Annotated in this window: 26 protein-coding genes; 15 read left to right on the top strand and 11 right to left on the bottom strand. The window is 62.4% G+C overall.

Annotation, left to right across the window (positions count from 1 at the left end; all coding sequences use genetic code 11):
- The first annotated feature begins 13 nt into the window (after positions 1-13).
- Positions 14-688 carry a DNA-3-methyladenine glycosylase I gene (locus LOY35_RS21060; protein ID WP_258626613.1) on the top strand — a complete coding sequence of 225 codons (675 nt, stop codon included), beginning with the start codon at positions 14-16 and terminating at the stop codon, positions 686-688.
- A 99-nt stretch (positions 689-787) separates the two neighbouring features.
- Here LOY35_RS21060 and LOY35_RS21055 read toward each other — a convergent pair whose 3' ends face one another.
- From LOY35_RS21055 to arsC, 3 genes are read right to left on the bottom strand one after another with little or no spacing between them, the layout of a single operon-like run.
- Positions 788-1,213 (bottom strand): DUF2069 domain-containing protein, encoded by a 426-nt coding sequence (locus tag LOY35_RS21055; protein ID WP_139647907.1) that lies wholly within the window; start codon positions 1,211-1,213, stop codon positions 788-790.
- A complete protein-coding gene (gene wrbA / locus LOY35_RS21050) occupies positions 1,206-1,811 on the bottom strand; it encodes an NAD(P)H:quinone oxidoreductase (RefSeq protein ID WP_258626608.1) in 606 nt (201 codons plus the stop codon). Before wrbA ends, LOY35_RS21055 begins: the two co-directional genes overlap by 8 nt.
- Positions 1,808-2,161 carry an arsenate reductase (glutaredoxin) gene (arsC, locus tag LOY35_RS21045; RefSeq protein WP_258626605.1) on the bottom strand — a complete coding sequence of 118 codons (354 nt, stop codon included), beginning with the start codon at positions 2,159-2,161 and terminating at the stop codon, positions 1,808-1,810. The genes wrbA and arsC overlap by 4 nt, the downstream gene beginning before the upstream one ends.
- An 89-nt stretch (positions 2,162-2,250) precedes the next feature.
- Here arsC and LOY35_RS21040 point away from each other — a divergent pair, with 89 nt between their 5' ends.
- Complete coding sequence (locus tag LOY35_RS21040; protein ID WP_258626600.1) at positions 2,251-2,718, top strand: TlpA disulfide reductase family protein; 468 nt, start codon at positions 2,251-2,253, stop codon at positions 2,716-2,718.
- A gap of 194 nt (positions 2,719-2,912) precedes the next feature.
- Here the strand turns inward: LOY35_RS21040 and LOY35_RS21035 are convergent, their stop codons facing one another.
- From LOY35_RS21035 to LOY35_RS21025, 3 genes are all read right to left on the bottom strand, one after another.
- Positions 2,913-3,317 carry an META domain-containing protein gene (locus LOY35_RS21035; protein ID WP_258626596.1) on the bottom strand — a complete coding sequence of 135 codons (405 nt, stop codon included), beginning with the start codon at positions 3,315-3,317 and terminating at the stop codon, positions 2,913-2,915.
- Positions 3,317-3,751 carry a hypothetical protein gene (locus tag LOY35_RS21030; protein ID WP_258626593.1) on the bottom strand — a complete coding sequence of 145 codons (435 nt, stop codon included), beginning with the start codon at positions 3,749-3,751 and terminating at the stop codon, positions 3,317-3,319. The genes LOY35_RS21035 and LOY35_RS21030 overlap by 1 nt, the downstream gene beginning before the upstream one ends.
- Before the next feature lie 194 nt (positions 3,752-3,945).
- Entirely contained in the window at positions 3,946-6,696 is a 2,751-nt protein-coding gene (locus LOY35_RS21025; RefSeq protein ID WP_258626590.1) for a response regulator, read from the bottom strand.
- Between the two features lie 214 nt (positions 6,697-6,910).
- On the opposite strand from LOY35_RS21025, the gene LOY35_RS21020 reads away from it, so the two are divergent.
- The 7 genes from LOY35_RS21020 (at position 6,911) to LOY35_RS20990 (ending at position 15,412) form a co-directional block, all read left to right on the top strand.
- A complete protein-coding gene (locus LOY35_RS21020; protein ID WP_258626588.1) occupies positions 6,911-7,633 on the top strand; it encodes a response regulator transcription factor in 723 nt (240 codons plus the stop codon).
- Entirely contained in the window at positions 7,620-9,053 is a 1,434-nt protein-coding gene (locus tag LOY35_RS21015) for a sensor histidine kinase (protein WP_258626587.1), read from the top strand. Before LOY35_RS21020 ends, LOY35_RS21015 begins: the two co-directional genes overlap by 14 nt.
- A gap of 181 nt (positions 9,054-9,234) precedes the next feature.
- A complete protein-coding gene (cysM, locus tag LOY35_RS21010) occupies positions 9,235-10,137 on the top strand; it encodes a cysteine synthase CysM (RefSeq protein ID WP_258626586.1) in 903 nt (300 codons plus the stop codon).
- Positions 10,137-11,507 (top strand): 23S rRNA (uracil(1939)-C(5))-methyltransferase RlmD, encoded by a 1,371-nt coding sequence (rlmD, locus tag LOY35_RS21005; RefSeq protein ID WP_258626584.1) that lies wholly within the window; start codon positions 10,137-10,139, stop codon positions 11,505-11,507. The genes cysM and rlmD overlap by 1 nt, the downstream gene beginning before the upstream one ends.
- Before the next feature lie 101 nt (positions 11,508-11,608).
- A complete protein-coding gene (gene relA, locus LOY35_RS21000; RefSeq protein WP_258626583.1) occupies positions 11,609-13,855 on the top strand; it encodes a GTP diphosphokinase in 2,247 nt (748 codons plus the stop codon).
- A 157-nt stretch (positions 13,856-14,012) separates the two neighbouring features.
- On the top strand, positions 14,013-14,846 hold the full coding sequence (mazG, locus tag LOY35_RS20995) for a nucleoside triphosphate pyrophosphohydrolase (RefSeq protein ID WP_258626581.1): 834 nt from the start codon (positions 14,013-14,015) through the stop codon (positions 14,844-14,846).
- A gap of 26 nt (positions 14,847-14,872) precedes the next feature.
- Positions 14,873-15,412 (top strand): DUF2058 domain-containing protein, encoded by a 540-nt coding sequence (locus LOY35_RS20990; protein WP_024779739.1) that lies wholly within the window; start codon positions 14,873-14,875, stop codon positions 15,410-15,412.
- 131 nt (positions 15,413-15,543) lie between these two features.
- Here LOY35_RS20990 and LOY35_RS20985 read toward each other — a convergent pair whose 3' ends face one another.
- From LOY35_RS20985 to purM, 4 genes are all read right to left on the bottom strand, one after another.
- The gene (locus LOY35_RS20985) at positions 15,544-15,750 is read right to left on the bottom strand and encodes a hypothetical protein (protein WP_258626578.1); all 207 of its coding nucleotides are present in this window, start codon (positions 15,748-15,750) and stop codon (positions 15,544-15,546) included.
- A gap of 374 nt (positions 15,751-16,124) precedes the next feature.
- Positions 16,125-16,838 (bottom strand): DUF3108 domain-containing protein, encoded by a 714-nt coding sequence (locus tag LOY35_RS20980; protein ID WP_258626576.1) that lies wholly within the window; start codon positions 16,836-16,838, stop codon positions 16,125-16,127.
- Positions 16,839-16,846: 8 nt separating this feature from the next.
- A complete protein-coding gene (purN, locus tag LOY35_RS20975) occupies positions 16,847-17,497 on the bottom strand; it encodes a phosphoribosylglycinamide formyltransferase (protein WP_258626574.1) in 651 nt (216 codons plus the stop codon).
- Between the two features lie 11 nt (positions 17,498-17,508).
- Positions 17,509-18,567, bottom strand: coding sequence for a phosphoribosylformylglycinamidine cyclo-ligase (gene purM / locus LOY35_RS20970; RefSeq protein WP_258626573.1), 1,059 nt, complete (start codon positions 18,565-18,567; stop codon positions 17,509-17,511).
- Positions 18,568-18,932: 365 nt separating this feature from the next.
- Between purM and LOY35_RS20965 the strand changes: the two genes are divergently transcribed.
- The 6 genes from LOY35_RS20965 to LOY35_RS20940 all read left to right on the top strand — a co-directional run bounded on the left by LOY35_RS20965 (position 18,933) and on the right by LOY35_RS20940 (position 24,175).
- Positions 18,933-19,991: a DUF2066 domain-containing protein gene (locus LOY35_RS20965; RefSeq protein ID WP_258626571.1), complete on the top strand. Its 1,059-nt coding sequence runs from the start codon at positions 18,933-18,935 to the stop codon at positions 19,989-19,991.
- A 32-nt stretch (positions 19,992-20,023) separates the two neighbouring features.
- The gene (locus LOY35_RS20960) at positions 20,024-21,097 is read left to right on the top strand and encodes an AI-2E family transporter (RefSeq protein WP_258626569.1); all 1,074 of its coding nucleotides are present in this window, start codon (positions 20,024-20,026) and stop codon (positions 21,095-21,097) included.
- A gap of 157 nt (positions 21,098-21,254) precedes the next feature.
- Positions 21,255-21,959, top strand: coding sequence for a DnaA regulatory inactivator Hda (hda, locus tag LOY35_RS20955; protein WP_003178999.1), 705 nt, complete (start codon positions 21,255-21,257; stop codon positions 21,957-21,959).
- Positions 21,960-22,171: 212 nt separating this feature from the next.
- On the top strand, positions 22,172-22,798 hold the full coding sequence (locus tag LOY35_RS20950) for a C40 family peptidase (RefSeq protein ID WP_258626566.1): 627 nt from the start codon (positions 22,172-22,174) through the stop codon (positions 22,796-22,798).
- Between the two features lie 165 nt (positions 22,799-22,963).
- Positions 22,964-23,497, top strand: a complete 534-nt coding sequence (locus LOY35_RS20945; protein WP_258626563.1) for a C40 family peptidase — start codon at positions 22,964-22,966, stop codon at positions 23,495-23,497.
- A gap of 15 nt (positions 23,498-23,512) precedes the next feature.
- Positions 23,513-24,175: a class I SAM-dependent methyltransferase gene (locus LOY35_RS20940; RefSeq protein ID WP_258626562.1), complete on the top strand. Its 663-nt coding sequence runs from the start codon at positions 23,513-23,515 to the stop codon at positions 24,173-24,175.
- Between the two features lie 182 nt (positions 24,176-24,357).
- On the opposite strand, the gene LOY35_RS20935 is transcribed toward LOY35_RS20940, so the two are convergent.
- The gene (locus LOY35_RS20935; protein WP_258626561.1) at positions 24,358-25,668 is read right to left on the bottom strand and encodes a sorbosone dehydrogenase family protein; all 1,311 of its coding nucleotides are present in this window, start codon (positions 25,666-25,668) and stop codon (positions 24,358-24,360) included.
- Between the last annotated feature and the right edge of the window lie 59 nt (positions 25,669-25,727).

Genomic DNA, 25,727 nt, shown 5'->3' with positions numbered 1-25,727 from the left:
CCCAGGAGCGGGAATGCGCGATTACAAGTGGCTGCATGAGTACTGTCTGAACCGCTTCGGTTCGGCGGCTGAACTGGAAGCCCACCTGTCTGTTCCCAAGACTCCGGCGCAACTGCGCAAGATCGGCGACGACCGCTATCTCTCGACCATGTCGCTGCGGATCTTTCGCGCCGGGCTCAAGCACAGCCTGGTGGATGCCAAGTGGCCGGCGTTCGAAGAGGTGTTCTTCAAGTTCGATCCGGAAAAGGTCGTGCTGATGAGTGCCGAGCACCTAGAGCGGTTGATGCAGGATGCGCGGATCATCCGGCACCTGGGCAAGCTCAAGAGCGTGCCCCGCAACGCGCAACTGGTACTGGACGCGGCTCATGAAAAAGGCAGCTTCGGCGCGCTGATCGCCGACTGGCCGGTGAACGATATCGTTGGCCTGTGGACCTACCTGAGAAAACATGGCCATCAACTGGGTGGCCTGTCGGCTCCGTACTTTTTACGAATGATGGGCAAGGACACCTTCGTGACCAGCAACGACGTTGTAGCAGCGCTCAATGCCCAGGACATCGTCGACAAAGTCCCCACCAGCCTGCGGGACCTGGCGACGGTGCAGAATGCCTTCAACCAGTGGCATGAAGAAAGTGGCGGGCGGCCGATGAGCCAGATTTCGAAGATGCTGGCCTACACAGTGAATCATTGAAACCGCGTCGCACCTATCGCGAGCAGGCTCGCTCCCACACTGGATTTGTGAACGCCGAAAATCCCCTGTGGGAGCGAGCCTGCTCGCGATGGCGGCCTGTCAGGCGACGGAGATGTCTCCCTCGCCAGCCAACCGCCGGTTCAACTGGAACCGCCAGCGCACATACAACAATGCCGAACAGAACACCGCCACGCTCGCGAGCATTTCCAGCACGCCGAACAGTTGCCGGTTAGGGTCATAGGCCGCCAGTGCGCCCTTGATGAAATACAGGTTCACCACGAAGCACATCCACGAGTGGCCGCGAGCGCTGCCGGTGAGCATGCCGGGGGCCAATATCAATAGCGGTACCAACTCGATCAGCAGGATCACCCAGGGACGCGCGCCGTGCAGGTCGGCGATCAGCAGGTAATAGACGCTGAGCACCCCCACCAGGCCGAAAAAGCACAGCAGGCTGAGGACGCGGGCGATGCGTACGCGTGGCTCCAGCCACTGGATGGAGGGGAGGATCTTCGGCTTTTTAGCCACGGCCGCTCTCCAGCAATTGTGCGGTTTTCGCCAGGCGCGAACCCAAGGCCCGGCACAGGGCGACTTCATGCTCGTTCAAGCCGCTTTTACCATCACTCCCGGCGTGATGGCTCGGCCCGTAGGGCGTACCGCCGCCCTCGGTGTCGATCAGGGCCGACTCGCTGTAGGGCAGGCCGGTGATCAACATGCCGTGGTGCAACAGCGGCAGCATCATCGACAACAGGGTGGTTTCCTGGCCGCCGTGCAGGCTCGCGGTGGAGGTGAACACCCCAGCCGGCTTGCCCACCAGGGCACCGGTCAGCCACAGGTTGCTGGTGCCGTCGAGAAAGTACTTGAGCGGCGCCGCCATGTTGCCGAAACGGGTCGGGCTACCCAGGGCCAGGCCGGCACAGTGCTTCAGGTCATCGAGGGTGGCGTACAGCGGACCTTGCTCGGGAATGTCCGGGGCCACCGCTTCACACTCGGTGGAAACCGCCGGTACCGTGCGCAACCTGGCTTCCAGCCCAGCCTGTTCGATGCCGCGGGCGATCTGCCGGGCCATTTCGTTGGTGGAGCCACTGCGGCTGTAATACAACACCAGGATGTACGGTGTGCTCACGGCAGGATCTCCAGGATCTTCTCCGGCGGACGGCCGATCACGGCTTTGTCGGCGGTTTCGAGAATCGGCCGCTCCATGAGTTTCGGGTGGGCGGCAATGGCGGCGATCAATTGCGCCTGACTCAGGCTTTCGTCGGCCAGGTTCAGGCGGGTGTATTCGTCCTCGCCGGTGCGCAGCAATTGCCGGGCCGTGATGCCGAGCTTGCCCAGCAGCCGTTCGAGCTGCGCTGCATCGAGCGGGGTCTCCAGGTAGCGGACCACGGCGGGCGTCAGGCCGCGGGCCTCCAACAGTTCCAGCGCACCGCGGGATTTTGAGCAGCGCGGGTTGTGATAAAGCGTCAGATCAGTCATGAGCGGGTCGCATCTTGCGTAAGGTGGCGGCTATTCTACTGTGCCACGATGGGTCGTGGCAGCGTTCACATTCAGACAAGGATTGGCACATGGCAAGGCGATTGACGGCGGCACTGACATTCATGGGTATCCTGTTGCTCGCCGGTTGCGGAAACGACTACGGAGTCGACCAGAACGGCCAGGCGATCGACTCGCAACGGCTGGACAAGCAGTGGCTGGTCATCAACTACTGGGCCGAATGGTGCGCGCCATGCCGCACCGAGATCCCGCAGTTCAATGCCTTGGCCGAACAGCTCAAGGAACGCAACGTCGGTGTGTTCGGGGTCAATTTCGATCAGGTGCAGGGCGAGGAGCTCAAGAGCGCCAGCGACAAGATGGGCATCCGTTTCACCGTATTGGCCCGGGACCCGGCCGAGATCTTCGACCTGCCGCGCAGCGAAGGGTTGCCGGTGACCTACATCATCGACAACGAAGGCAAGGTGCGCGAGCAATTGCTGGGCGAGCAGACGGCGGCGGGGGTGATGGCGAAGCTTGAGGCGTTGCAGGCGCTTAAATAGCACTTTCGTGACGGGTTGTTGTAGGAGCTGCTGTGGCGAGAGGATTCATCCCCGTTGGGCTGCGAAGCAGCCCCAAAAATGCAGCTGCTACTGCGCTGTGTCAGACCAGACCCAGGAGGGCTGCTTCGCAGCCCAGCGGGGATGAATCCCCTCGCCACAGGGCCCAGCCAGGCTCAAGAGCTCCGCTTGGAGGCTCAACCCTCTTCCAGCCACCACCGCAGCGGCTTGCCCTGGGCTGGCCAGAAACGTATCTGTTCGATGGGCGAGATGTCCCAGCGTTCGACCTTTTCCAGCGCCTGCAAGAACCGCGACTCCTGCTCCATCACGGCCGGCCCGCAGAGTTTGCGGGTGCTGCCGATCTTGCCGAAGCTCAAGCGATGGCCTTCCAGGGTATAGGGGCCGAACCAGTGATTGCAGCCGGCATTGCCATAGGCGCGGCCGTCCTCACCGAGGGTGATGGTCAGGTGGCTGTAGTCCATCAATGGCCGTTCGCCGATCCATTCCAGGATGTAGCTGCGGTTCTGTTGCAACTGTACAGGTTCGGCGGCACAGCCCAGCAGGCTCATGCCGATCAACGCGGACAGGACCAGACGTTTCATCAGGCAGCTTCCCTGCATGTCGGGCACAGGTGTTTTTCACCCACGGTGGTCCAGCCCAGCTCGGCGATGCGTGCGCTGGCGGCCGGTTTCTGGGCCTTGACGCCGAGCTTGGCATCGACGGCAAATTCGAAGCTCAGCTCCTTGGCGCAACTGTCGCAATTGACTTGCCAGGTGTGGATCGCCAATTCGCCGAACACCGGGCCGGTGGTCATGGCGGTCCATTGACCCATGGGCTTGAGCAGGTGGCGAACGGTGTCCACGGTCAGGTGCATGGACAAATCCTTGCTGCCCTTTAGCGTGACCAGCAGTACGTCGTTGGCCTGGATCGAACCGCCGTTGCCGGTGACCTGATAGCGGCCCGGCGCCAGGGCGCGGACTTCGGTCAAGGTGTGCTGCGGATTCATCAGGGTGTAGCGGAAATCGTGCTCGGCCATGGGTCCTCCAAAATAGGCGCGACATGCTAGCACGCGGCATGGCTTGGGATGGTCCGGATGCGACGAACTCCCCCTTTTCCCATTGTGGGAGCGAGCCTGCTCGCGATAGCGGTGGATCAGTCGCATTGATGTCAACTGACGAACCGCTATCGCGAGCAAGCTCGCTCCCACAGGGTTTTGTGCCGGTTGAAGGATCAGGCGCTGATGCGTGCCTCGCTGGCCAGCCGATCGATGGCCCGATCCAGGTCCTGCAGGGCGACGGCAGCCTTGGGGTCCTGTTGCTTGAGCAGGGTTTCGCTGCGCTGGCAGGCGGCACGCAATTGCGGAACGCCGCAGTAGCGTGTGGCGCCGTGCAGGCGATGGACCCGCTCGATCAGGGCGTTGTGATCGTTGGCCTCGCTGGCCTGGCGAATCGCTTCGCGGTCGGCTTCCAGGGAGGCCAGCAGCATCGCCAGCATGTCTGCCGCCAGATCGGCCTTGCCGGCGGCCAGTCGCAGGCCTTCTTCGTGATCGAGCACCAGCAGTTCGCTGCCGCCCTGGGCGTCGAAGCCTCGCTCCGGGGATTGATTGCGCAGGGCCAGGCCGGTCCATTTGAGCACCACTTGGGCCAGTTGCCGCTCGCTGATGGGTTTGGTCAGGTAGTCATCCATGCCGCTTTGCAGCAGGGCGCGCTTTTCGTTGGCCATGGCGTGGGCGGTGAGGGCGACAATCGGCAGCGGCGTGCAATGCCGCTCGCTTTCCCACTGGCGGATGGCCTCGGTGCTCTGGCGACCATCCATGCCAGGCATCTGCACGTCCATCAGGACCAGGTCGAAGGTTTCCTTTTGCACGGCCTGGACCGCGGCATAGCCGCTTTCCACCGCTAGCACCTTGGCACCCATGTCTTCGAGCAGGGTTTGCACCAGCAGCAGGTTGGCCGGGTTGTCGTCCACGCACAGGACCTTGGGTGCGCGGCTGGCCACCGGTTCATTGGGTTCGTTGCGTGGTGGGCGCGGGTTGACCAGGTCGGACAGCGAGCGGCGCAATTTGCGGGTACAGGCCGGCTTGGCCTGCAACTGACTGTGGGGGTTGGGCACCGAGAGGTGGTACAGGGTCTGCTCGGTGGTCGGGCACAGCACCAGGACCTTGCAGCCCAGATGTTCAAGGTCCCATATATGCTGGTTGAGGCGCTCCGGCGGCATGTCGTTGCTGGTGATGCCCAGCACGGCCAGGTCGATGGCCCGGTCGGTCTGGTGCGCGATGGTCACGCCATTGGTCAGGTTTTCCAGGGTATTGAACGACGTCACCTGCAAGCCGCAGTCTTCCAACTGATGCTGCAAGGCCTGGCGGGCCAGGTCGTGGTTTTCCAGCAGGGCCACGTGACGACCCAGCAACGGTGGACCGGGCAGGTCCTCGGCGTCGTCACGGGTCTTGGGCAGGCGCAGGCTGATCCAGAATTCCGAGCCTTCGCCCGGTGTGCTGTCGACCCCGATCTCGCCACCCATCTGTTCCACCAGGCGCTTGGAAATCACCAGACCCAATCCGGTGCCGCCGGGTTGCCGCGACAGCGAGTTGTCGGCCTGGCTGAACGCCTGGAACAGCGCCCGCACGTCCTGGTTCGACAGGCCGATCCCGGTGTCCTGGATGCTGATGCGCAATTGCACGCTGTCTTCGTGTTCGTCTTCGAGCATGGCTCGGGCGACGATGGTGCCTTCGCGGGTGAACTTGATGGCGTTGCTCACCAGGTTGGTGAGGATCTGCTTGAGTCGCAGCGGATCGCCCACCAGCGACAACGGCGTGTCGCGGTAGACCAGGCTTACCAGTTCCAGCTGTTTGGCGTGGGCGGCGGGGGCGAGAATGGTCAAGGTGTCCTGCAACAGGTCCCGCAGGTTGAACGGAATGCTGTCGAGCACCAGTTTGCCGGCCTCGATCTTCGAAAAATCAAGTATCTCGTTGATGATGCCCAGCAGGCTGTCGGCGGACTTTTCGATGGTGCCCAGGTAATCGAGCTGGCGCGGGGTCAGTTCGCTCTTCTGCAGCAGGTGCGTGAAGCCGAGGATGCCATTGAGGGGCGTACGGATTTCATGGCTCATGTTCGCCAGGAATTCGGACTTGATCCGACTGGCCTCCAGGGCCTCCTTGCGGGCCAGGTCCAGCTCGATGTTCTGGATCTCGATGGTTTCCAGGTTCTGGCGCACGTCTTCGGTGGCCTGGTCGATGCTGTGCTGCAATTCTTCCTGGGCGTTCTGCAGGGTGCCGGCCATGCGGTTGATGCCCGACGCCAGCTCATCCAGTTCCTGGCTGCCCAGCGGGGGCAGGCGGGTTTCCAAGTGACCATCCTTGAGCTGCGCCACGGCCAGTTTGATCTGGCTCAGCGGTCGATTGATCGTGCGGCCCATGCGCAGGGCCAGCAACCCGGTCAGTCCCAGGCCGGCGGTAATCAGCAACAGGCTGGCAAACAGGCTGCGGTAACCGCGCAGCAACATGCTGCTGTGGGACAGCTCCAGCTCGACCCAGCCCAGCAGGCGATCGGCTTCCTCGGGGATCAGTTTGCCGGCGAGATTACGATGCTTGCCGAAGACCGGCAGCAGGTAGCGCGTGGCATCGTTGCCGGTGCGTTGTAGCAGATGGGCGCTGTTGCCCTCCGGTGCGCGGTTGAGCATGGTCGGGCCGGCGTGGGCCAGGGGCGTGCGGTCGGGGGCGAGGAACGTCACGGCGCGCACATCCGTTTGTTCGAGGGACTGGGTGGCAATGCGCTCCAGCAGATCGCTGTCCTGGCGACTCATGGCCGGGGCGACCAACGGGGCAAGCTGTTCGGCGATCATCTCGCCACGCTGCAGCAACTGGGCATGCAGGTCCGATTGCTGCATCCAGGTGAAATAGCCGCCCAGGACCAGCGCCATCAGGCTGGTCGGCAACAGGGTCAGCAACAACACGCGACCTTTGATTCCCAGTTTCTTCAGCACACCTGTCTCCTGCATCCAGCGGTCAGATCGACTTTGCGCGCATCCGGCACGCAACACCTGCGCAGTGTAGCGACTTGCAGGCGGGCAATCTTCGTAAAATTCATGTCGCCGTGCATCCGTGCCGCCCGTTGCATCGGTGTAGCGATGCGCGGCGGTTGCCTCCTGAGAGGCGATCTTGAATAATTCGGCAACTGAGAATTATTTGCAGATAATCATGAATCCCACTCCCGTTGGTCATCCCCGCATTCTTTCCATTGAAGACGATCTCGTGCTGGGCGCCTATGTCCACGAGCAACTGGGCCGCAGCGGGTTCGACGTGACCTGGTGCCAGAACGGCCAGGAAGGGCTGGAATTGGCCTGCCGCCAGGCGTTCGATGTGGTGCTCATGGACATCCTGCTGCCCGGCATGGATGGGCTCGCGGTGCTGACCCGTTTGCGCCAGAGCCATTCCACCCCGGTGGTGCTGATGTCGGCCCTGGGGGCCGAAGCCGACCGCATCAGTGGTTTTCGCCTCGGCGCCGACGATTACCTGCCAAAGCCTTTCAGCATGGCTGAGCTGCATGTGCGTATCGAAGCCATCCTGCGCCGGGTGGCCCTGGACCGGCGTCCGGCCCCGGTGTTGCCGGTGCATCAGGTCCAGGGGCTGGATTTCGACGAAGAGCGCTGTGACGTGCAGGTCGCCGGGCACTCTGCCGGACTGACCCGCAGCGAGTATCGCCTGCTGGAAGTCCTGCACCGCAGCGGCGATGAAGTACTGAGCAAGGCCTTCCTTTATCAGCACGTTTTGCAGCGTGGTTACGCTCCTCACGACCGCAGCCTGGACATGCACGTCAGCCAGATCCGTCGCAAGCTCAAGGCCATCGGCTACACCGCGCGGGAAGTGCGCACGGTGTGGGGCAAGGGTTATGTGTTGAGTGCCGTCGATGAAATGGTCTGACCTGCCGCCGCGGCATTCAGTGTTCTGGAAACTGGCGTGCCTGCTGGTGGCGTTCTGTCTGCTGATGATCTGGTTGAGCTGGTCCTGGGGCCGCTACATGGAGCAGCGCAACCAGTTCCTCTCGGATGAGGCCAGAGGCACCCTCACGCGTTATGCCGCCGAGGCCGAGCGGGCTTGGCATGGGGGGAGCCAGGCGGGTGTCGATCGGTGGTTGCAGGGCATGCAGGAGCGGGAAGCCAGTTGGGTCGGTGTCATCGGTGCGGACTTGCAGTCCCTGAGTGAACATCCGCTGACGGACAAGGAGATCGAGCGCCTGACATTTCTGCGAGGGCTCGACTGGCCCATCCATCGCAAAGGCCGGCCATGGCTGCGGGTGCCGTTTCCCGAGGATCCGTCCGCCGGCAGCCTGGTGATCGAGTTGCCCGAGCGTTTCCTGCCGGGGCGGTACCGGGTGTTCTGGCGGGTGATTACCAATGGTGTGATCCCAGGGTTGTTCACCTTGTTGCTGTGCGTCGGCCTGTACCGCTTGCTGGTGGTGCCGCTCAATCAGCTGCGCGAGCAGGCCAATGCCTGGCGTGTCGATCAGTTGAACGTGCGCTTGCCCCGTCGCACGACCGACCGGACCGATGAGTTGGGTGAGTTGGGGCGCGCGTTTGATCACATGGCCGAACGCCTGCAATCCACCGTCATCCTGCAACAGCAATTGCTGCGCGACCTGTCCCATGAACTGCGCACGCCCCTGAGTCGCTTGCAGGTCGCCAGCGAAAGCGAGCAAGCGCTCGAGCCATTGCGTGAGCGGGTCGCCCGGGAAGTCGAGGGCATGCGGCGGCTGGTTGAGGACACATTGCAACTGGCCTGGCTCGATACCGACCGTGCGCCGCTGCCCGGGGAAGCCATCCAGGTCCAGGCGTTGTGGGAAATGCTCACGGAGAATGCCTGCTACGAAAGCGCCTGGCCCACCAGCCAATTGCAGTGCGCCGTGGCGGCCGACTGTTGGGTGCGGGGCAACCTCAATACCCTGGCCCAGGCCCTGGAAAATATCCTGCGCAACGCCATCCGCCATTCCCCGCCCCATGGCATCGTGCGCCTGGATGGCCGGCGCGAAGGCGCGTTCTGGCATCTGTGGCTGGAGGACGAAGGCGGCGGGGTGGCGGAGCAGGATCTGCGGCGCATCTTCGATCCTTTTACCCGCCTCGATGGCTCCCGTCCCGGCGATGGCGGTTTCGGCCTGGGCCTGAGCATCGCGCGCAACGCGGTGCAGCGCCAGGGCGGGCGGATGTGGGCGGAAAATACGGGGAGAGGGCTGCGGTTGAGTCTGTGGTTGATAGCCGGCGAGAGCGCCGACAAAGACCAGTCGAACGAGATGCTTGTGGCGAGGGAGCTTGCTCCCGCTGGGCTGCGCAGCAGCCCTCAAACCTGAGTCCGCGGTATGTCGGGGCACTTGTCGGGGGGCCGCTTCGCGCCCCAGCGGGAGCAAGCTCCCTCGCCACGGTGTGTGGTGCTTATTCCCATAAACCATAACCACCATACTTTGCGTGATATGGCCGAGGAGGGTTTGCCGGTATGATAGGCGCCCCCGCAGCCCGGATTGCGAATACGCCATGACTGTGCAATATCCCACCATCGCCGATTGCGTCGGCAACACACCGCTGGTCCGTTTGCAGCGCCTGCCCGGCGTGACCAGCAATACGCTTTTGCTCAAGCTCGAAGGGAACAACCCGGCGGGTTCGGTCAAGGACCGGCCGGCGCTGTCGATGATCACCCGTGGCGAGTTGCGCGGGCAGATCCAGCCCGGTGACACGCTGATCGAGGCGACCTCCGGCAACACCGGGATTGCCCTGGCGATGGCGGCGGCGATCAAGGGCTACAAGATGATCCTGATCATGCCCGACAATTCCAGCGCCGAGCGCAAGGCGGCGATGACCGCCTACGGTGCCGAATTGATCCTCGTCACCAAGGACGAGGGCATGGAAGGCGCCCGTGACCTGGCCGAGCGGATGCAGGCCGAAGGTCGCGGCAAGGTGCTCGACCAATTCGCCAATGGCGACAACCCCGAAGCCCACTACACCACCACCGGCCCCGAGATCTGGCGCCAGACCGATGGCACCATCACCCATTTTGTCAGTTCGATGGGCACCACCGGCACCATCATGGGCACTTCGCGCTACCTGAAGGAACAGAACCCGAACGTGCAGATCGTCGGCCTGCAACCGGTGGAAGGCGCGTCGATTCCCGGCATCCGCCGCTGGCCCGAGGAATATCTGCCGAAGATCTACCAGGCCGACCGCGTGGACCGCATCATCGACATGGCCCAGCTCGAAGCCGAGGACGTGACCCGTCGCCTGGCCCGCGAAGAAGGCATTTTCTGCGGCGTATCGTCCGGCGGTGCCGTGGCGGGCATGCTGCGCTTGTCGAAGGAAGTTGAAAGCGCAGTGATCGTCGCGATCATCTGCGACCGCGGCGACCGCTACCTGTCCACCGGCATTTTCGACGCGCCCAACTGATGGCCAGGCATGAAAGAGGCTTGCGCTTCCAGCCCAGTGGCGGAAGCCGGGCCCCACAAGTGCCGACCGGCAAAAAACAGCGCCTGATCATCGAGCGCCTGGCCAACGATGGCCGGGGCATCGCGTTTGTCGACGGGCGCACCTGGTTCGTCATCGGCGCCCTGGCGGGCGAAGAGGTCGAGGCGCGGGTACTGGGTGCCCATGGCAAGGTGGTCGAGGCGCGCACCGAACGGGTGTTCCAGGCCAGTGAACTGCGCCGCGCTACGCCGTGCATCCATGCCGGCCGATGTGGCGGTTGCAGCGTTCAACACCTGCCCCACAACGAACAGCTCGCCCTGAAACAGCGCATGCTCGCCGAGCAATTGTTGCGGGTTGCCGGTGTGGCGCCGCAGGAGTGGGCCGCGCCGCTGAGCGGGCCGGAATTCGCTTACCGGCGCCGCGCCCGCGTGGCGGTACGCTGGGACCAGAAAGCGAAGAACCTCGAGGTCGGGTTCCGCGCCGTCGGCAGCCAGGACATCGTCGCCATCGGCGATTGTCCGGTGCTGGTACAGCCCTTGCAGCCGATCATGAATCGCTTGCCGGACATGCTGCGCCGCTTGAGCAAACCTCAGGCGCTGGGGCATGTGGAATTGTTCGCCGGCTCGTCCCTGGCGGTATTGCTGCGGCACATGGCGCCGCTGTCGGAAGCCGACCTGACCATCCTCAAGGATTTCTGCGCATTCCATGGCGCCCAACTGTGGCTGCACGGCGAAGGTGAGCCACAACCGGCCGAACCTGGATTGACCCTGGGCTATCGCCTGGACACCTGGGACCTGGAGCTGGCTTATCGGCCGGGGGATTTCATTCAGGTGAACGCTGGGGTCAACGAGGCGATGATCGCCCAGGCATTGCAGTGGCTGGCGCCGCGATCCGAGGAGCGAGTGCTGGATCTGTTCTGCGGCCTGGGCAACTTTGCCTTGCCGTTGGCCCGGTGCGCGCGCGAGGTGGTGGCCGTGGAAGGCGTGCAGACCATGGTGGACCGCGCGGCGGCCAATGCCATCAGTAATAATTTGCATAACACTGCCTTTTTTCAGGCCGATTTATCCCAGCCACTGACCGATGCCGAATGGATCGGCGAAGGCTTTTCTGCGGTACTCTTGGACCCACCCCGTGACGGTGCTTTCGAGGTGGTGCGCAAGCTGGCGTCCCTGGGCGCCAAGCGGTTGGTTTATGTATCGTGCAACCCGGCAACTTTGGCCCGGGACACGGTCGAATTGATCAAGCAGGGCTACCGGTTAAAACGTGCCGGGATTCTCGATATGTTTCCTCAAACGGCGCATGTCGAGGCCATGGCGTTATTTGAAGCGAGCCAGGATGGCTTGTCCGACTGACCCGTTCGTGTCACCCCGCCACAGTCCTGGGCGGAAACACGGGCAACGAAGGTCAGCGATGTTGACGCATTGAATCTGCGTCGTAGGGAAGGTAAGTAAAGATGGTACAGGTGAGAGCACACCAGCCGATCAACACCGACGGCAGTATCAATCTCGAGGCTTGGCTCGATCACGCGGTCAGTATCGACATGGCACTGGATCGCGAAGCCTTGAAGGAAGCCTGCGAGTTCGCTCGCGAGGCGGAACAGCAACACAATGCGGCGAAGAACCTCTGGTCCGAAGGCACGTCGAGTTTCCAGACGGGCCTGGAGATCGCCGAGATCCTCGCCGACCTCAAGCTCGATCAGGACTCGCTGGTAGCCGCCGTGTTGTACCGTGGCGTGCGCGAAGGCCAGATCCAGCTGTCGGTGGTCAGCCAGCGTTTCGGCGCGGTGGTCGCCAAACTGATCGATGGCGTGTTGCGCATGGCGGCCATCAGCGCCAGCCTCAGCCCGCGTCATTCCATGGTCTTGGGGACCCAGGGCCAGGTGGAGAACCTGCGCAAGATGCTCGTGGCCATGGTCGACGACGTACGCGTCGCGCTGATCAAGCTGGCCGAGCGCACTTGCGCGATCCGCGCGGTGAAAGCCGCCGACGACGAAAAGCGCAATCGTGTCGCCCGGGAAGTGTTCGACATCTATGCCCCCCTGGCCCACCGTCTCGGCATCGGTCACATCAAATGGGAGCTGGAGGACCTGTCCTTCCGCTACCTGGAGCCCGACCAGTACAAGCAGATCGCCAAGTTGCTGCATGAACGGCGCCTGGACCGCGAGCGCTTCATCACCGACGTGATGACCCAGTTGCGCGAAGAACTGCAGGCCACTGGAGTGGTGGCCGACATCAGCGGCCGGGCCAAGCACATCTATTCGATCTGGCGCAAAATGCAGCGCAAGGGCCTGGAGTTCAGCCAGATCTATGACGTGCGCGCTGTTCGCGTGCTGGTCCCGGAAATGCGCGATTGCTACACCGCGCTGGGGATCGTCCACACCTTGTGGCGGCACATTCCAAAGGAGTTCGACGACTACATCGCCAACCCCAAGGAAAACGGCTATCGCTCGCTGCACACCGCCGTGATCGGGCCGGAAGGCAAGGTGCTGGAAGTGCAGATCCGCACCCACGCCATGCACGAGGAAGCCGAGCTGGGCGTCTGTGCCCACTGGAAATACAAGGGCACCGACGTCAAGTCCGGGTCCAACCACTACGAAGAGAAAATCTCCTGGCTGCGCCAGGTGCTCGAGTGGCACGAGGAACTGGGTGACATCGGCGGCCTGGCGGAACAGTTGCGGGTGGATATCGAGCCGGACCGGGTCTACATCTTCACCCCCGACGGCCACGCCATCGACCTGCCCAAGGGCGCGACGCCGCTGGACTTCGCCTACCGGGTCCACACCGAGATCGGCCACAACTGCCGGGGTGCCAAGATCAACGGGCGGATCGTGCCGCTCAACTACAGCCTGCAGACCGGTGAGCAGGTCGAGATCATCACCAGCAAGCACGGCACGCCGAGCCGCGACTGGCTGAACCCGAACCTGGGCTACATCACCACCTCCCGGGCGCGGGCGAAGATCGTCCACTGGTTCAAGTTGCAGGCCCGCGACCAGAACGTCGCCGCCGGCAAGACCCTGATCGAGCGGGAGCTCAGTCGCCTGGGCCTGCCGCAGGTGGATTTCGACAAGCTGGCCGAAAAGGCCAACATGAAGACCGCCGAGGACATGTTCGCCGCCCTCGGGGCCGGCGACCTGCGCCAGGCGCAACTGGTCAACCTGGCCCAGCAGCTGGTGGAGCCGGAGCGTGGCAACGAACAACTGGAGCTGATTCCGCGCAAGGCCACCGGCTACAAGCCGGGCAAGCGCGGCGATATCCAGATCCAGGGCGTGGGCAACCTGATGACCCAGATGGCCGGCTGCTGCCAGCCGTTGCCGGGCGATGCGATCGTCGGCTACATCACCCAGGGGCGTGGCGTGAGCATTCACCGCCAGGACTGTGCCTCGGTGCTGCAACTGGCCGGTCGCGAACCCGAGCGGATCATCCAGGTCAGTTGGGGGCCGGTGCCGGTGCTCACCTATCCGGTGGACATCGTCATCCGCGCCTACGACCGTTCCGGGCTGCTGCGTGACGTGTCTCAGGTACTGCTGAACGAGCGCATCAACGTGCTGGCGGTCAACACCCGCTCGAACAAGGAAGACAACACCGCGCTGATGTCCCTGACTATCGAGATTCCGGGGCTGGATGCGCTGGGGCGGTTGCTTGGGCGGATTTCCCAGTTGCCGAACATCATCGAGACCCGGCGTAACCGGACGCCGGGGTAAGCGCAGTCAAAATGTGGGAGCGAGCTTGTGGGAGCAAAGCTTGCTCGCGATAACGGTGTTTCAGTCAGCATTGATGTTGTTGGCCAGACCGCCATCGCGGGCAAGCTTTGCTCCCACTGGCTCGCCCCCACAAGGTTTTGTGTGACGAGATGGATTTATGTATAGCCTTGAAGACCTGCTCCACCTGATGAACCGCCTGCGGGATCCGCAGTACGGTTGCCCGTGGGACATCAAGCAGACCTGGGAGACGATCGTCCCCCATACCCTGGAAGAAGCCTACGAAGTGGCCGACGCCATCGAGCGCGGTGACTTCGACCATGTGCAGGGTGAGTTGGGCGACCTGCTGTTCCAGGTGGTGTATTACAGCCAATTGGCCCGGGAAGAAAACCGCTTCGAATTTGCCGGTGTGGTCGACAGCATCACCCGCAAGTTGATCCGTCGCCATCCCCACGTATTTCCCACCGGCGACCTGTACGCGCCGCTGGATGTGCCGCGCCTGAGTGAAGAGCAGGTCAAGCAGCGCTGGGAGGAGATCAAGGCCGAGGAACGGGCCGAGAAGTCCGCCGCGCCGTTGCAGCTCTCGCTGCTCGACGATGTGCCCGGTGCGTTGCCGGCGCTGTCCCGTTCGGCCAAATTGCAGAAGCGCGCCGGGCAGGTCGGTTTCGACTGGCCGGACGCCTTGCCGGTGCTCGACAAGGTCCGGGAAGAGCTCGACGAAGTGCTCGAAGCCATGTCGGAGAACGATCAGGCGGCAGTCACCGACGAGCTCGGTGATTTGTTGTTTTCGGTCGTCAACCTGGCTCGGCATCTCAAGGTCGATCCGGAAGGCGCACTGCGCGGCGCCAACGCCAAGTTCGAGCGACGTTTCCGATTTATCGAACAGGCATTGCGCGACACCCACCGTCCCATGGAAGATTGCACCCTTGAAGAGTTGGACGCCTTGTGGGGCGAAGCCAAACGTCAGGAAAAGAATTTGCCCAGCTGTGGCTGAGGCCGTTGCCTAAGTGAGTAAGCACCATGAGCCTTTCCCTTCGCGACCAGTTGCTCAAAGCAGGGCTGGTCAACCAAAAGCAGGTCAAGCAGGTCGGCAAGGACAAGCAGAAGCAGCAGCGCCTGGCCCATAAGGGCCAGATCGAGCTGGATGACTCCCAGCAGCGCGCCGCCCAGGAAGCCATGGCCGAGAAGGCCCGGCGCGATCAGGAACTCAACCGTCAGCAGCAGGAGAAGGCCGAGCAGAAGGCCCGTGCCGCGCAGATCAAGCAATTGATCGAAGTGTCGCGCCTGCCGAAGCTGACCACCGAGGATTACTACAACTTCGTCGACGACAAGAAGGTCAAGCGCATCTCGGTGAACACCCTGATGCGCAACAAGCTGAGCAGCGGCTCCCTGGCGATCGTCCATCATGCCGGCGGCTACGAAGTGATCCCGCGCGAGGCCGCGCTGAAGATCCAGGAACGTGACCCCAAGCGCATCGTCCAGCTCAACACCCAGACCGAAGAAGTGGATGCCGACGATCCGTATGCGGCGTATCAGATTCCTGATGATTTGATGTGGTAAGCCTGGCGCAATGCCGGTGAGCTAAACGCAAAATCCTGTGGGAGCCGAGCTTGCTCGCGATGACGGTATGTCAGTCGATAGGTTTGCTGACTGATACGCCGCCATCGCGAGCAAGCTCGGCTCCCACAGGGTCAGAGTTGTTCCTGGGATTGCGTTGCCCCATGGGCACGCTGGCTTTCCTCGCGCTCCAGCTCGGCCTTGTAACGGTAGGCCTCCGTCTCGGAGTGGAACATCCCCACCAGCAGATCCTGTTGGCGCACATCCCAGATCTGAATGCCGGCGGCAATGGCTTCGTGGGACATGTGGGCATCATCGCGTTCATTTACTTTCACAGTCATCTTGCAAACTCCAATCTCTGTCATCTGCAGCAAGGCGTGTGCAGGACTTTGTTATAGATTTTGGTAGTCTGCTAAGTAAATACCCTGGCCGGTTAAGAAATTTTCATGAAAGTCGCACCATCCTCCAGGCCGGGCAGGGCGCGGCGTTTGGTCGCAGGGAAGGGTTCATGAAAAAGATTTCATGTGGCAGAAACCACTCTTGAGTAATGCAAGCCCCGTGGGAGCAAAGCTTGCTCGCGATAAACGATAACGCGGTCGGCAGAGACCGAGGCGCCTGCATCGCGGGCAAGCCTTGCTCCCACGAAGCTCCCACCGAGCCGAAATCCAGGCAAAAAGAAGCCCCGCATTGGCGGGGCTTCTTGTGTTCGCGTCGATCAGCTGCCTTTCACCGGCTTGCCGTTGACCGTGCCGTCCTGGAGCATGATGTTGTACTCCTTGCCGTCGGTCTCGACCTGTTGCAGGCGAACCAGCAGGTAGTCCCAGTCCTTGGCGAACCAGAGTACGGTGGTGCGTTTGCTCTGTGTCGGATCGCGTACGCGCTCGACCTTGATCGCATCGATCTGGCCGGCCTTGGTGTCGACCTTTTCCGAGCCCAGCACGCGGAAGTCATAGGTATCGACTTCGCCGTCATCGACGACCTGATAGCTCATGCTTTTCTTGCCGGCCGCGACATCGTGCTGCAGGGCCAGCTGGTAAGTGGATTTATCGACCATGCCACGGTTCAGCGGCAGCTTCACCGCATCACCGCGATCGGTGCCGGTGACCATCTTCGTGCTCCAGTCGAAGTCCAGATCGGCCTTCTTGGCCTTGCCCAGGCCACCGCGTTCGAAGTGATAGGACTGTGGCAGCAGCGTGTCCTTGTCCAGGGTCAGGGTGCTTTCTTCCGTCAGGCTGGCGATCATCATCGATGCCTTGAAGCTCAGCTTCCAGGTGCCGTTGGCCTCCTTGGTCAGGCTGCGTTCGGCGGTGCCGCTCATGGGCAGTTGTTTCCAGTCGGCGGTGTAGCTGGCGGAGAACGGTTGAAGGTCTGAAGCCTGTGCCAGGGGCAAGGCAAGCAGAGCGCAGGCGAAGAGCAGGGCGCGACGCATAAAATCTCCTAGTGTCGAATCAAATGGCCGCTGGCGGCGAGTAACTGACCGTCCAGTGAGGCACCACGATCGTCGAGGGTGAGCCGTCCTTCGGCAAACCAACGCACGGCCATCGGGTAGATCTGGTGTTCCCGGGCGTGAACCCGTTGTGCCAGGCTTTGCGGCGTGTCGTGCAACTCTACCGGTATTACTGCCTGTACGACCAGTGGTCCGCCGTCGAGTTCCTCGGTGACAAAGTGCACGGAGCAGCCGTGCTCGGCGTCTCCGGCCTCCAGCACGCGCTGGTGAGTGTGTAACCCTTTGTATTTGGGCAGCAGCGAGGGGTGGATATTGAACAGCCGGCCCTGGTAGTGGCGCACGAAGCCGGCGCTGAGGATGCGCATGAAGCCAGCCAGGACCACCAGATGGGGATTGAAGGCGTCGATCTGTTCGATCAGCGCGGCGTCGAAGGCTTCGCGGCCGTCGAACGCCTTGTGATCCAGGACACGGGTGTCGATACCCGCGTCCTTGGCACGTTGCAGGCCGTAGGCATCGGCACGGTTGGAAATCACCGCGCGGATGCGGACCGGGCTGTCGCCGGTCCGCGTGCTGTCGATCAGCGCCTGCAAGTTACTGCCGGTGCCGGACAGCAGCACCACGACGTCACAGGTTGCAGGCATGTTTTCCTGCATCAGTGAGCCTTGAGGTTTTTCAGCTCGACCTGGGCAGCGCCTTCGGCCGCGGTTGCGATCTGGCCGATGACCCAAGGCTGTTCGCCGGCTTCACGCAGTACGTTCAGGGCAGTTTCGACGTGCTCCTGGGCCACGCAGATCACCATGCCCACGCCGCAGTTCAGCACGCGGTGCATTTCGGTTTCGTCGACGTTGCCTTTCTCTTGCAGCCAGTCGAACACCGCCGGGCGGGTCCAGCTCGCCACGTCGACCACCGCCTGGGCGCCTTTTGGCAGGACGCGCGGAATGTTGTCCAGCAGGCCGCCGCCGGTGATGTGGGCCATGGCCTTGACGGCGCCGGTGTCCTTGATCAGCTTGAGCAGCGGCTTGACGTAGATGCGGGTCGGGGCCATCAGCAGGTCGGTCAGGGGCTTGCCGTCGAGCTGGATGTTCTCGATGTCGGCGCCGGACACTTCGATGATCTTGCGGATCAGCGAGTAGCCGTTGGAGTGCGGGCCGGAAGATGGCAGGGCGAGCAGGGCATCACCGGCGGCGACTTTCGAGCCGTCGATGATCTCGGCCTTTTCCACGACGCCGACGCAGAAGCCGGCCAGGTCGTAGTCTTCGCCTTCGTACATGCCAGGCATCTCAGCGGTTTCGCCGCCGACCAGCGAGCAGCCGGACAGTTCGCAGCCGGCACCGATGCCGGTCACGACCTGGGCGGCGGTGTCGACGTTCAGCTTGCCGGTGGCGTAGTAGTCGAGGAAGAACAACGGCTCGGCGCCACAGACCACCAGGTCGTTCACGCACATGGCCACCAGGTCGATGCCGATGCTGTCGTGCTTGTTCAGGTTCAGCGCCAGGCGCAGCTTGGTGCCCACGCCGTCGGTGCCCGAGACCAGCACCGGTTGCTTGTAGCCGGCCGGGATCTCGCAGAGGGCGCCGAAACCGCCCAGGCCGCCCATGACTTCCGGGCGCGCGGTGCGCTTGGCGACGCTCTTGATGCGTTCGACCAATGCTTCACCGGCGTCGATGTCTACACCGGCGTCCTTGTAGCTCAGGGAGGGTTGCTTGCTCATGATCCAGGCCTTTAGGGGGGATTTCTGGGTAACGACCGATCGCCGGGGCCATTGAATAACCGTTGTACGGATTATTCCGGGTGCCCGGCCATTGCCGGTCTGCGAAGGCGCGCGATTTTATCAGGCTTGTGGGGCAGCGGCCATCCTCGTGCCGACGGGCAGGGACATATCCGAGGAAAAAAACCGATATTTCTTCTGTTGGTGCTGCGCGGTGCGCCTGTATAAGGTGTAGCGGTAACCGGCTATGGTTACGCGGTGCGAAACTTCCATCGGGTGTGTGAATGTTTTGCCAGGTGCTGTGGTCACAGCCATGCTCAGTCTTCTTCACACGGCTTGTTCCAGTCGTTTATGTCCGGGAATCTTCCATGCGTTTGTTCAAATTCTTGTCCGTGGGCTGTTTGTCGCTGATCAGCCTGGCGAGCCATGCCGAAACCCTCAATGGTCTCTATCAAGTGCTCGAACCGGTGAGCAGCCAGACACCGGAAGAGCGTAACCAGGCGACGCTGCGCGCGCTGGATACGCTGGTGCTGCGCCTGACCGGCGACGCCAAGGCCGCCCAGAACCCGGGGCTGGCGGCGATCCGCAAGGACCCGCAGCAGATCATTCTTCAATATGGCTACGACGCCGGCCCTCCGGAAAGCCTCAAGGTCGACTTCGATCCGGCGAGCACCGATCGGGCCTTGCGTTCGGCAGGGCTGTCGCTGTGGGGCGTGAACCGGCCGGCGATCCTGGGCTGGTGGCTCAACGATTCGGCCGAAGGCTCCAGCCTGGTGGGCGATGGTCAGGCCAGCGCCATGCCGCTGCGCCGTGCCGCCCAGCACCGTGGCCTGGCATTGCACTTGCCGCTGGCGGACCTGAGCGAGCAGATCGTTGCCACCGCGCCGAACCTGGAAGGCAGCGATCCGGCGCCGTTGCACGATGCCTCGGAGCGATACGCGGCGGATGCCTTGCTGGCGGTCCATGCCAAGGAAGAGGGCGGTCAGTGGCGCGGGACCTGGCGCCTGTGGCTGGGCGACCAGCGTGAGCAGGGCACTGCCCAGGGCGCCGATCAGGCTGCGCTGGCCGATGCGGTGATGCTGGCGGTGAGTCAGCGCCTGGCACCGCGCTTCGTGGCCAAGCCGGGCGTGGCCACCGAGCAGTCGCTGGAAGTGCAGGGCATGAATCTTGAGCGTTATGCCGCCCTTGGGCGTTTGCTCGAACCGTTCGGTGGGCAGGTGCAGCGGGTCGAAGGTGACCGGATCATTTATCGGGTCAATGGCAGCGCGGAGCAATTGAAGGCGCAACTGGCCCTGGCGAAGTTGCAGGAAATTCCCGCCGGTGAAGCGGTTGCTCCGGTACCAGCGGTTCCGCCGGCTGCCGATGGAACGGCCCCGGCAACAGCGCCGGCGCCCGCGCCGACGGCCAGCCTGCGGTTCCGCTGGTAGGTTTTCTTTCTTTATATAGCTGGGAGTGGTTCATGGGCGATACGCGGCGTTGGTTCTGGTTGGGCGGGGTTGCCCTGCTGTTCGCGTTTATCTATTTGCTGCATCCGATTCTGACGCCGTTCCTGGTTGCGCTGCTGTTGGCTTACCTGTTTGACCCGGTGGCGGATCGCCTGGAAAAGCTCGGCCTGTCGAGAACCTGGGGGGTGATAACGGTATTCACCCTGTTTACATTGATTGTCAGTGCCCTGTTGCTGGTATTGATACCGATGCTTGCCAAGCAATTGGTGCGTCTGTACGAGCTGGCGCCGCAGATGCTCGACTGGTTGCAGCACACGGCGGTGCCGTGGGTGCAGTCGAAACTGGGGTTGGCGGACGGTTTCTGGAAGTTCGACAAGGTCAAGGCTGCCATCAGTGCACACATGGGCCAGACCACCGACATCGTCGGCGTCGTGCTGAGCCAGGCCACCGCTTCGGGCCTGGCGCTGATCGGCTGGTTGGCCAACCTGGTGCTGATTCCGGTCGTGAGTTTCTACCTGCTGCGGGACTGGGACCTGATGATGGCCAAGATCCGCAGCCTGCTGCCCCGTCACCGTGAAGAACGCATCATGACCCTGGCGGGTGAATGCCACGAAGTGCTGGGTGCCTTTGTGCGCGGGCAGTTGCTGGTGATGGTGGCGCTGGGCTTCATCTATGCGGCGGGGTTGATGCTGGTGGGGCTGGAGCTGGGGCTCTTGATCGGCATGATCGCCGGGTTGGCCGCCATCGTTCCATACATGGGTTTCGTGATTGGTATTGGCGCGGCATTGATCGCCGGGTTGTTCCAGTTTGGCGGTGATCTCTACCCCATGGTCGGTATCGTAGCGGTGTTCATGGTCGGCCAGGCCCTGGAGGGCATGGTGCTGACGCCGTTGCTGGTGGGGGATCGGATCGGCCTGCATCCGGTGGCGGTGATCTTCGCGATCCTGGCGGGCGGCGAGTTGTTCGGCTTCACCGGCATCCTGCTGGCGCTGCCGGTGGCCGCGGTGATCATGGTGCTGGTGCGTCATGTACATGATCTGTACAAGGATTCGGATATCTACAGCGGCGTTGAAGACCCCGAGCTGTAGGATAAATGTCAGGAAAACCGTCGCTCCCTGGCGTTGTCGCTGCAAACCTTTGATTTTGCTCGTGGTCCGGCGCATTGTGCGGTCCGCGCCACGGGTATAGACTTTGCAAACTTTACACAGAGGCCACTCACGGTTCCTTTGGAGCTGTCCAGCCAGCATGAAACCGATTCAGCTGCCCCTAGGTGTGCGTCTGCGTGACGACGCCACCTTCATCAACTACTACCCAGGCGCCAATGCCGCTGCACTCGGCTATGTCGAGCGGCTTTGCGAAGCCGACGCCGGCTGGACCGAGAGTCTGATCTATCTGTGGGGCAAGGACGGGGTAGGGCGTACGCACCTGTTGCAGGCCGCTTGCCTGCGGTTCGAGCAGTTGGGCGAGCCGGCGGTGTACTTGCCGCTGGCGGAGTTGCTGGATCGCGGCGTGGAAATCCTCGACAACCTTGAACAGTACGAACTGGTCTGCCTGGACGACCTCCAGGCCGTGGCCGGCAAGGCTGACTGGGAAGAGGCGCTGTTCCATCTGTTCAACCGGTTGCGCGATAGCGGCCGGCGTTTGCTGATCGCCGCATCGACGTCGCCACGGGAGCTGCCGGTGAAGCTGGCGGATCTCAAGTCCCGTCTTACCCTGGCGCTGATCTTCCAGATGCGGCCGCTCTCCGACGAAGACAAGCTCCGTGCCTTGCAGTTGCGTGCTTCCCGGCGAGGCCTGCACCTGACCGACGAAGTCGGGCATTTCATCCTCACCCGTGGCACCCGTAGCATGAGCGCGCTGTTCGAATTGCTCGAACGCCTCGATCAGGCTTCCCTGCAAGCCCAGCGCAAGCTGACTATTCCTTTTTTGAAAGAAACCCTGGGCTGGTAGAACCGTTGTCTGTAGTGGCTTCTGGCCTTGTCTGGGCGCGGCGAAACCCGCGGTCCTGCTGGGCGGCAGGCCGCATGACTTCTAAAATGGGCTTAAGCGCTTAGATGTAGACGTGAAACCGAGAAGTCACATTTGCATCGATTGAATTTGCAAATGAAGTCGATAGAAGGCATAGTCTCGCCATCTTTACTACTTCAGCCACGGTCGTGCCCATGCTCAATCGCTTCGCACCCCTCGTGCCTCTCGCACTCGTTACCCTGCTGTTCGGTTGCGCTGCCCACTCTCCAGTGTCGCAGCAAGCGCAACAACCACAGGTCAAGAACTCCGTTACCGCCCAGTCTTCTTCCATGGCATTCCAGGAAGAAATGGCAGACGACAAAGAACTGGCAGCCTTCGCTGGCAACAAGCCTTATCAGCTCCCGGTGCTGGCCGACAGCATCCTGGAACGTGGCATGTCCCTGATCGGTACCCGCTACCGTTTCGGCGGTACTTCCGAAGCCGGCTTCGATTGCAGCGGTTTCATCGGCTACCTGTTTCGTGAGGAAGCCGGCATGAACCTGCCGCGTTCCACACGTGAAATGATCAACGTGAATGCACCGCTGGTCGCTCGCAACCAGCTGGAACCCGGTGATCTGCTGTTCTTCAACACCAGCGGGCGTCGTGGTCGCGTCAGTCACGCCGGTATCTACCTGGGCGACAACCAGTTCATCCATTCCAGCAGTCGCCGCAGCGGTGGCGTACGGATCGACAGCCTGGGTGACAGTTACTGGAGCAAGACCTTCATCGAAGCCAAGCGCGCCCTCGCCATGGCACCGACCGTGGTTACCGCTCGCAAGTAAGCGCACAGTTTGTAAGGCAAACTTAAAGTCTTACTTGAAGTTTGCCTCATAGCCGCTAGAATCCTTGATCATTGATTGATGGCAATCCGCCTGCGTACTCCGCAGGCGGATTTGTTTTCATGTCCACGGCAGAAAAGCCGCATCCAGATCAGGATTGTTCTGCATATGTCGACGTCGGCCCGCCTCGCTCTCATCTGCCTTGCCGCACTGCTCAGCGCGTGCGCAAGCCGCACGCCACCGCCCGCGCCTGTTCGGGCTCCCGTAGTCTTTGCCCCCGCGCAACCTTTGTCTCCGGCCGCCGAAGATGTGCTCTTCCGGGCCTTGGGCCTGGTCGGGACACCCTACCGCTGGGGCGGCAACACGCCGGATTCGGGCTTCGATTGCAGTGGCCTGATCGGTTATGTGTATCGCGATGCCGCCGGTATTTCCCTGCCACGCTCGACCCGCGAGATGATCGGCATGCGCGCCCCGAATGTCGGCAAGGATGCACTGCAAAGTGGTGACCTGATTTTCTTCGCCACCAATGGTGGCTCCCAGGTCAGCCACGCCGGGATCTATGTCGGTGAGGGCCGTTTCGTTCATGCGCCGGCCACCGGCGGTACGGTCAAGCTCGACAGCTTGTCCAAGGCCTATTGGCAGAAAGCCTATCTGAGCGCCAAGCGGGTGCTGCAACCTGAGCATCTGGCGCGTTATCCCTGATTCGCGGAGGTTGTCATGACCGCTCGCACCCTCAACCTCGATGATGCCCTTTACCAGTATCTGCTGGACGTTTCCCTGCGGGAGACGCCCTTGCAGCGACGTCTTCGGGACGAGACCCAGGCGCTGCCAATGGCGCGCTGGCAGATAGCGCCCGAGCAGGGCCAATTCCTGGCATTGCTGGTGAAACTCACCGGTGCCCGACGCTTGCTGGAGGTCGGTACATTCACCGGCTACAGCGCGCTGTGCATGGCCTCGGCTCTGCCGCAGGATGGTTCGTTGATCTGTTGCGATATTCCCGGTGACTACAATGCCGTGGCGCTACGTTATTGGCGCGAAGCCGCGCTGGCCGAGCGAATCGAGCTGCGCCTGGCGCCGGCCCTGGAAACCCTCGACGACCTTGAGCGCCAAGGGCAGGGCGACACGTTCGATCTGATCTTCATCGACGCCGACAAGGCCAACTACCCGGCTTACCTGGAGTGCGCGCTACGGCTGCTGCGCCGGGGTGGGCTGGTGATGTTCGATAACACGCTGTGGAGCGGACGGGTGCTGGAAACCCAGCCCCAGAGCGAGGACACCCGCGCCATCCAGGCTCTGAACCGCGCTTTGAAGGATGACCGGCGGGTGGATTTGTCGCTGTTGCCGTTGGGGGATGGGTTGACCTTGTGTCGCAAGCTTTAAGCGCAGTTTCTGGTTGGAATGACATTTGTGGCGAGGGGATTTATCCCCGCTGGGGTGCGCAGCAGCCCCAAGCCAGTCAACTCAATCTGACTGATACACCGAGATGACAGGATAGGGCTGCTGCGCAGCCCAGCGGGGATAATCCCCTCGCCACAGAGTTGTCTGCAGGCCATAGGCAGACTTTATTTACCCGACACCCGCCATACCTTGTTCCCCACATCATCGGCCACCAGCAACCCACCCTGCTTGTCGATCACTACGCCCACGGGCCGGCCCTGGGCTTTTTCATCCGCATTCAGGAAACCGGTCAACACATCCACCGGTTTCCCCGCCGGTTTGCCACCGTTGAACGGTACGAAAATCACTTTGTAGCCGCTGTGGGGCTTACGGTTCCAGGAACCATGCTGGCCAATGAACGCACCTTCGGTGAAGGGCGCAGGCAGGGTGCTGCCTTCGGCGAAAGTCAGGCCCAGTGAGGCCGTGTGGGGGCCGACGGCGTAGTCCGGGGCAATGGCCTTGGCCACCAGGGCCGGGTTCTGTGGCTCGACCCGCACGTCGACGTTCTGCCCGTAGTAGCTGTAGGGCCAGCCGTAGAAAGCGCCGTCCTTGACCGAGGTGATGTAGTCCGGCACCAGGTCGCTGCCGATCTCATCCCGCTCGTTCACCGCTGTCCACAGCGCGCCGCTGCGCGGTTCCCAGGCCAGTCCGTTGGGGTTGCGCAGGCCGGAAGCGAAAATGCGGTGATTGCCGGTGGCGCGGTCCACTTCCCAGATCGCCGCGCGGCCTTCCTCCGCCTCCATGCCATTTTCCGCGACGTTGCTGTTCGAACCAGTGGTGACGTAGAGCTTGCTGCCGTCACGGCTGGCAATCACGTTTTTGGTCCAGTGGTGGTTGATGGTCCCGCCCGGCAGATCGACGACCTTGATCGGCTGTGCCTTGATTTGCGTGTCGCCATCCTTGTAGGGGAAGCGGATCAGCCGATCGGTGTCGGCCACGTACAGGTCATTGCCCACCAACGTCATGCCGAATGGCGAATTGAGGTTTTCCAGAAAGACCGTGCGGGTTTCGGCGATGCCATCGTGATCGGCGTCACGCAACAACGTAATGCGATTGGGACTGGGGACTCCGGCGCCGGCGCGGCCCATGACTTTTTTCATTACCCAGCCACGGATGCCCTTGGCGTCGTCCGGCTTGGGCGGCGCGTTGGTTTCCGCCACCAGCACGTCGCCATTGGGCAGTACGTAGAGCCAGCGCGGATGGTCCAGCCCTTCGGCGAACGCTGCCACTTGCAAGCCTTCGGCCGCGGTTGGCTTGGCGCCCTGAGGCCAGCCGACGGCTTCGGCGATGTTGACGGTGGGGACCAGCGTTTTGTTCGGTTCGGGCAGTTTTGGCGACGGGCCGATGCCGTCGGAGACTTGCAGTGTGGAAGACTCGCCACAAGCGACAAGCCCTGCGGCGAGGGCTACGATCAGGAGGTGTGGTGGCTTGAGCATGCTGGCTTCCCTATGAATGCACGTGGTTATTCATAGAGAAGCATATACCGGCGATGGTT

Source organism: Pseudomonas sp. B21-028 (assembly GCF_024749045.1).
In the GTDB taxonomy this organism is placed as follows: domain Bacteria; phylum Pseudomonadota; class Gammaproteobacteria; order Pseudomonadales; family Pseudomonadaceae; genus Aquipseudomonas.
This window is presented reverse-complemented; position numbering and strand designations above follow the sequence as displayed.

Bases quoted from the DNA above. Each gene is read 5' to 3' on its own strand.
- mazG (WP_258626581.1), top strand. From the start codon at position 14,013: ATGTATAGCCTTGAAGACCTGCTCCACCTGATGAACCGCCTGCGGGAT.
- LOY35_RS20945 (WP_258626563.1), top strand. From the start codon at position 22,964: ATGTCGACGTCGGCCCGCCTCGCTCTCATCTGCCTTGCCGCACTGCTC.
- LOY35_RS21030 (WP_258626593.1), bottom strand. From the start codon at position 3,751: ATGGCCGAGCACGATTTCCGCTACACCCTGATGAATCCGCAGCACACC.
- LOY35_RS20960 (WP_258626569.1), top strand. From the start codon at position 20,024: ATGGGCGATACGCGGCGTTGGTTCTGGTTGGGCGGGGTTGCCCTGCTG.
- LOY35_RS21040 (WP_258626600.1), top strand. From the start codon at position 2,251: ATGGCAAGGCGATTGACGGCGGCACTGACATTCATGGGTATCCTGTTG.
- cysM (WP_258626586.1), top strand. From the start codon at position 9,235: ATGACTGTGCAATATCCCACCATCGCCGATTGCGTCGGCAACACACCG.
- hda (WP_003178999.1), top strand. From the start codon at position 21,255: ATGAAACCGATTCAGCTGCCCCTAGGTGTGCGTCTGCGTGACGACGCC.
- LOY35_RS20940 (WP_258626562.1), top strand. From the start codon at position 23,513: ATGACCGCTCGCACCCTCAACCTCGATGATGCCCTTTACCAGTATCTG.
- LOY35_RS20935 (WP_258626561.1), bottom strand. From the start codon at position 25,668: ATGCTCAAGCCACCACACCTCCTGATCGTAGCCCTCGCCGCAGGGCTT.
- LOY35_RS21060 (WP_258626613.1), top strand. From the start codon at position 14: ATGCGCGATTACAAGTGGCTGCATGAGTACTGTCTGAACCGCTTCGGT.
- purN (WP_258626574.1), bottom strand. From the start codon at position 17,497: ATGCCTGCAACCTGTGACGTCGTGGTGCTGCTGTCCGGCACCGGCAGT.
- LOY35_RS20980 (WP_258626576.1), bottom strand. From the start codon at position 16,838: ATGCGTCGCGCCCTGCTCTTCGCCTGCGCTCTGCTTGCCTTGCCCCTG.
- LOY35_RS20985 (WP_258626578.1), bottom strand. From the start codon at position 15,750: ATGACTGTGAAAGTAAATGAACGCGATGATGCCCACATGTCCCACGAA.
- relA (WP_258626583.1), top strand. From the start codon at position 11,609: ATGGTACAGGTGAGAGCACACCAGCCGATCAACACCGACGGCAGTATC.
- purM (WP_258626573.1), bottom strand. From the start codon at position 18,567: ATGAGCAAGCAACCCTCCCTGAGCTACAAGGACGCCGGTGTAGACATC.
- LOY35_RS21015 (WP_258626587.1), top strand. From the start codon at position 7,620: ATGAAATGGTCTGACCTGCCGCCGCGGCATTCAGTGTTCTGGAAACTG.
- LOY35_RS21020 (WP_258626588.1), top strand. From the start codon at position 6,911: ATGAATCCCACTCCCGTTGGTCATCCCCGCATTCTTTCCATTGAAGAC.
- LOY35_RS21035 (WP_258626596.1), bottom strand. From the start codon at position 3,317: ATGAAACGTCTGGTCCTGTCCGCGTTGATCGGCATGAGCCTGCTGGGC.
- arsC (WP_258626605.1), bottom strand. From the start codon at position 2,161: ATGACTGATCTGACGCTTTATCACAACCCGCGCTGCTCAAAATCCCGC.
- rlmD (WP_258626584.1), top strand. From the start codon at position 10,137: ATGGCCAGGCATGAAAGAGGCTTGCGCTTCCAGCCCAGTGGCGGAAGC.
- LOY35_RS20990 (WP_024779739.1), top strand. From the start codon at position 14,873: ATGAGCCTTTCCCTTCGCGACCAGTTGCTCAAAGCAGGGCTGGTCAAC.
- LOY35_RS20965 (WP_258626571.1), top strand. From the start codon at position 18,933: ATGCGTTTGTTCAAATTCTTGTCCGTGGGCTGTTTGTCGCTGATCAGC.
- LOY35_RS20950 (WP_258626566.1), top strand. From the start codon at position 22,172: ATGCTCAATCGCTTCGCACCCCTCGTGCCTCTCGCACTCGTTACCCTG.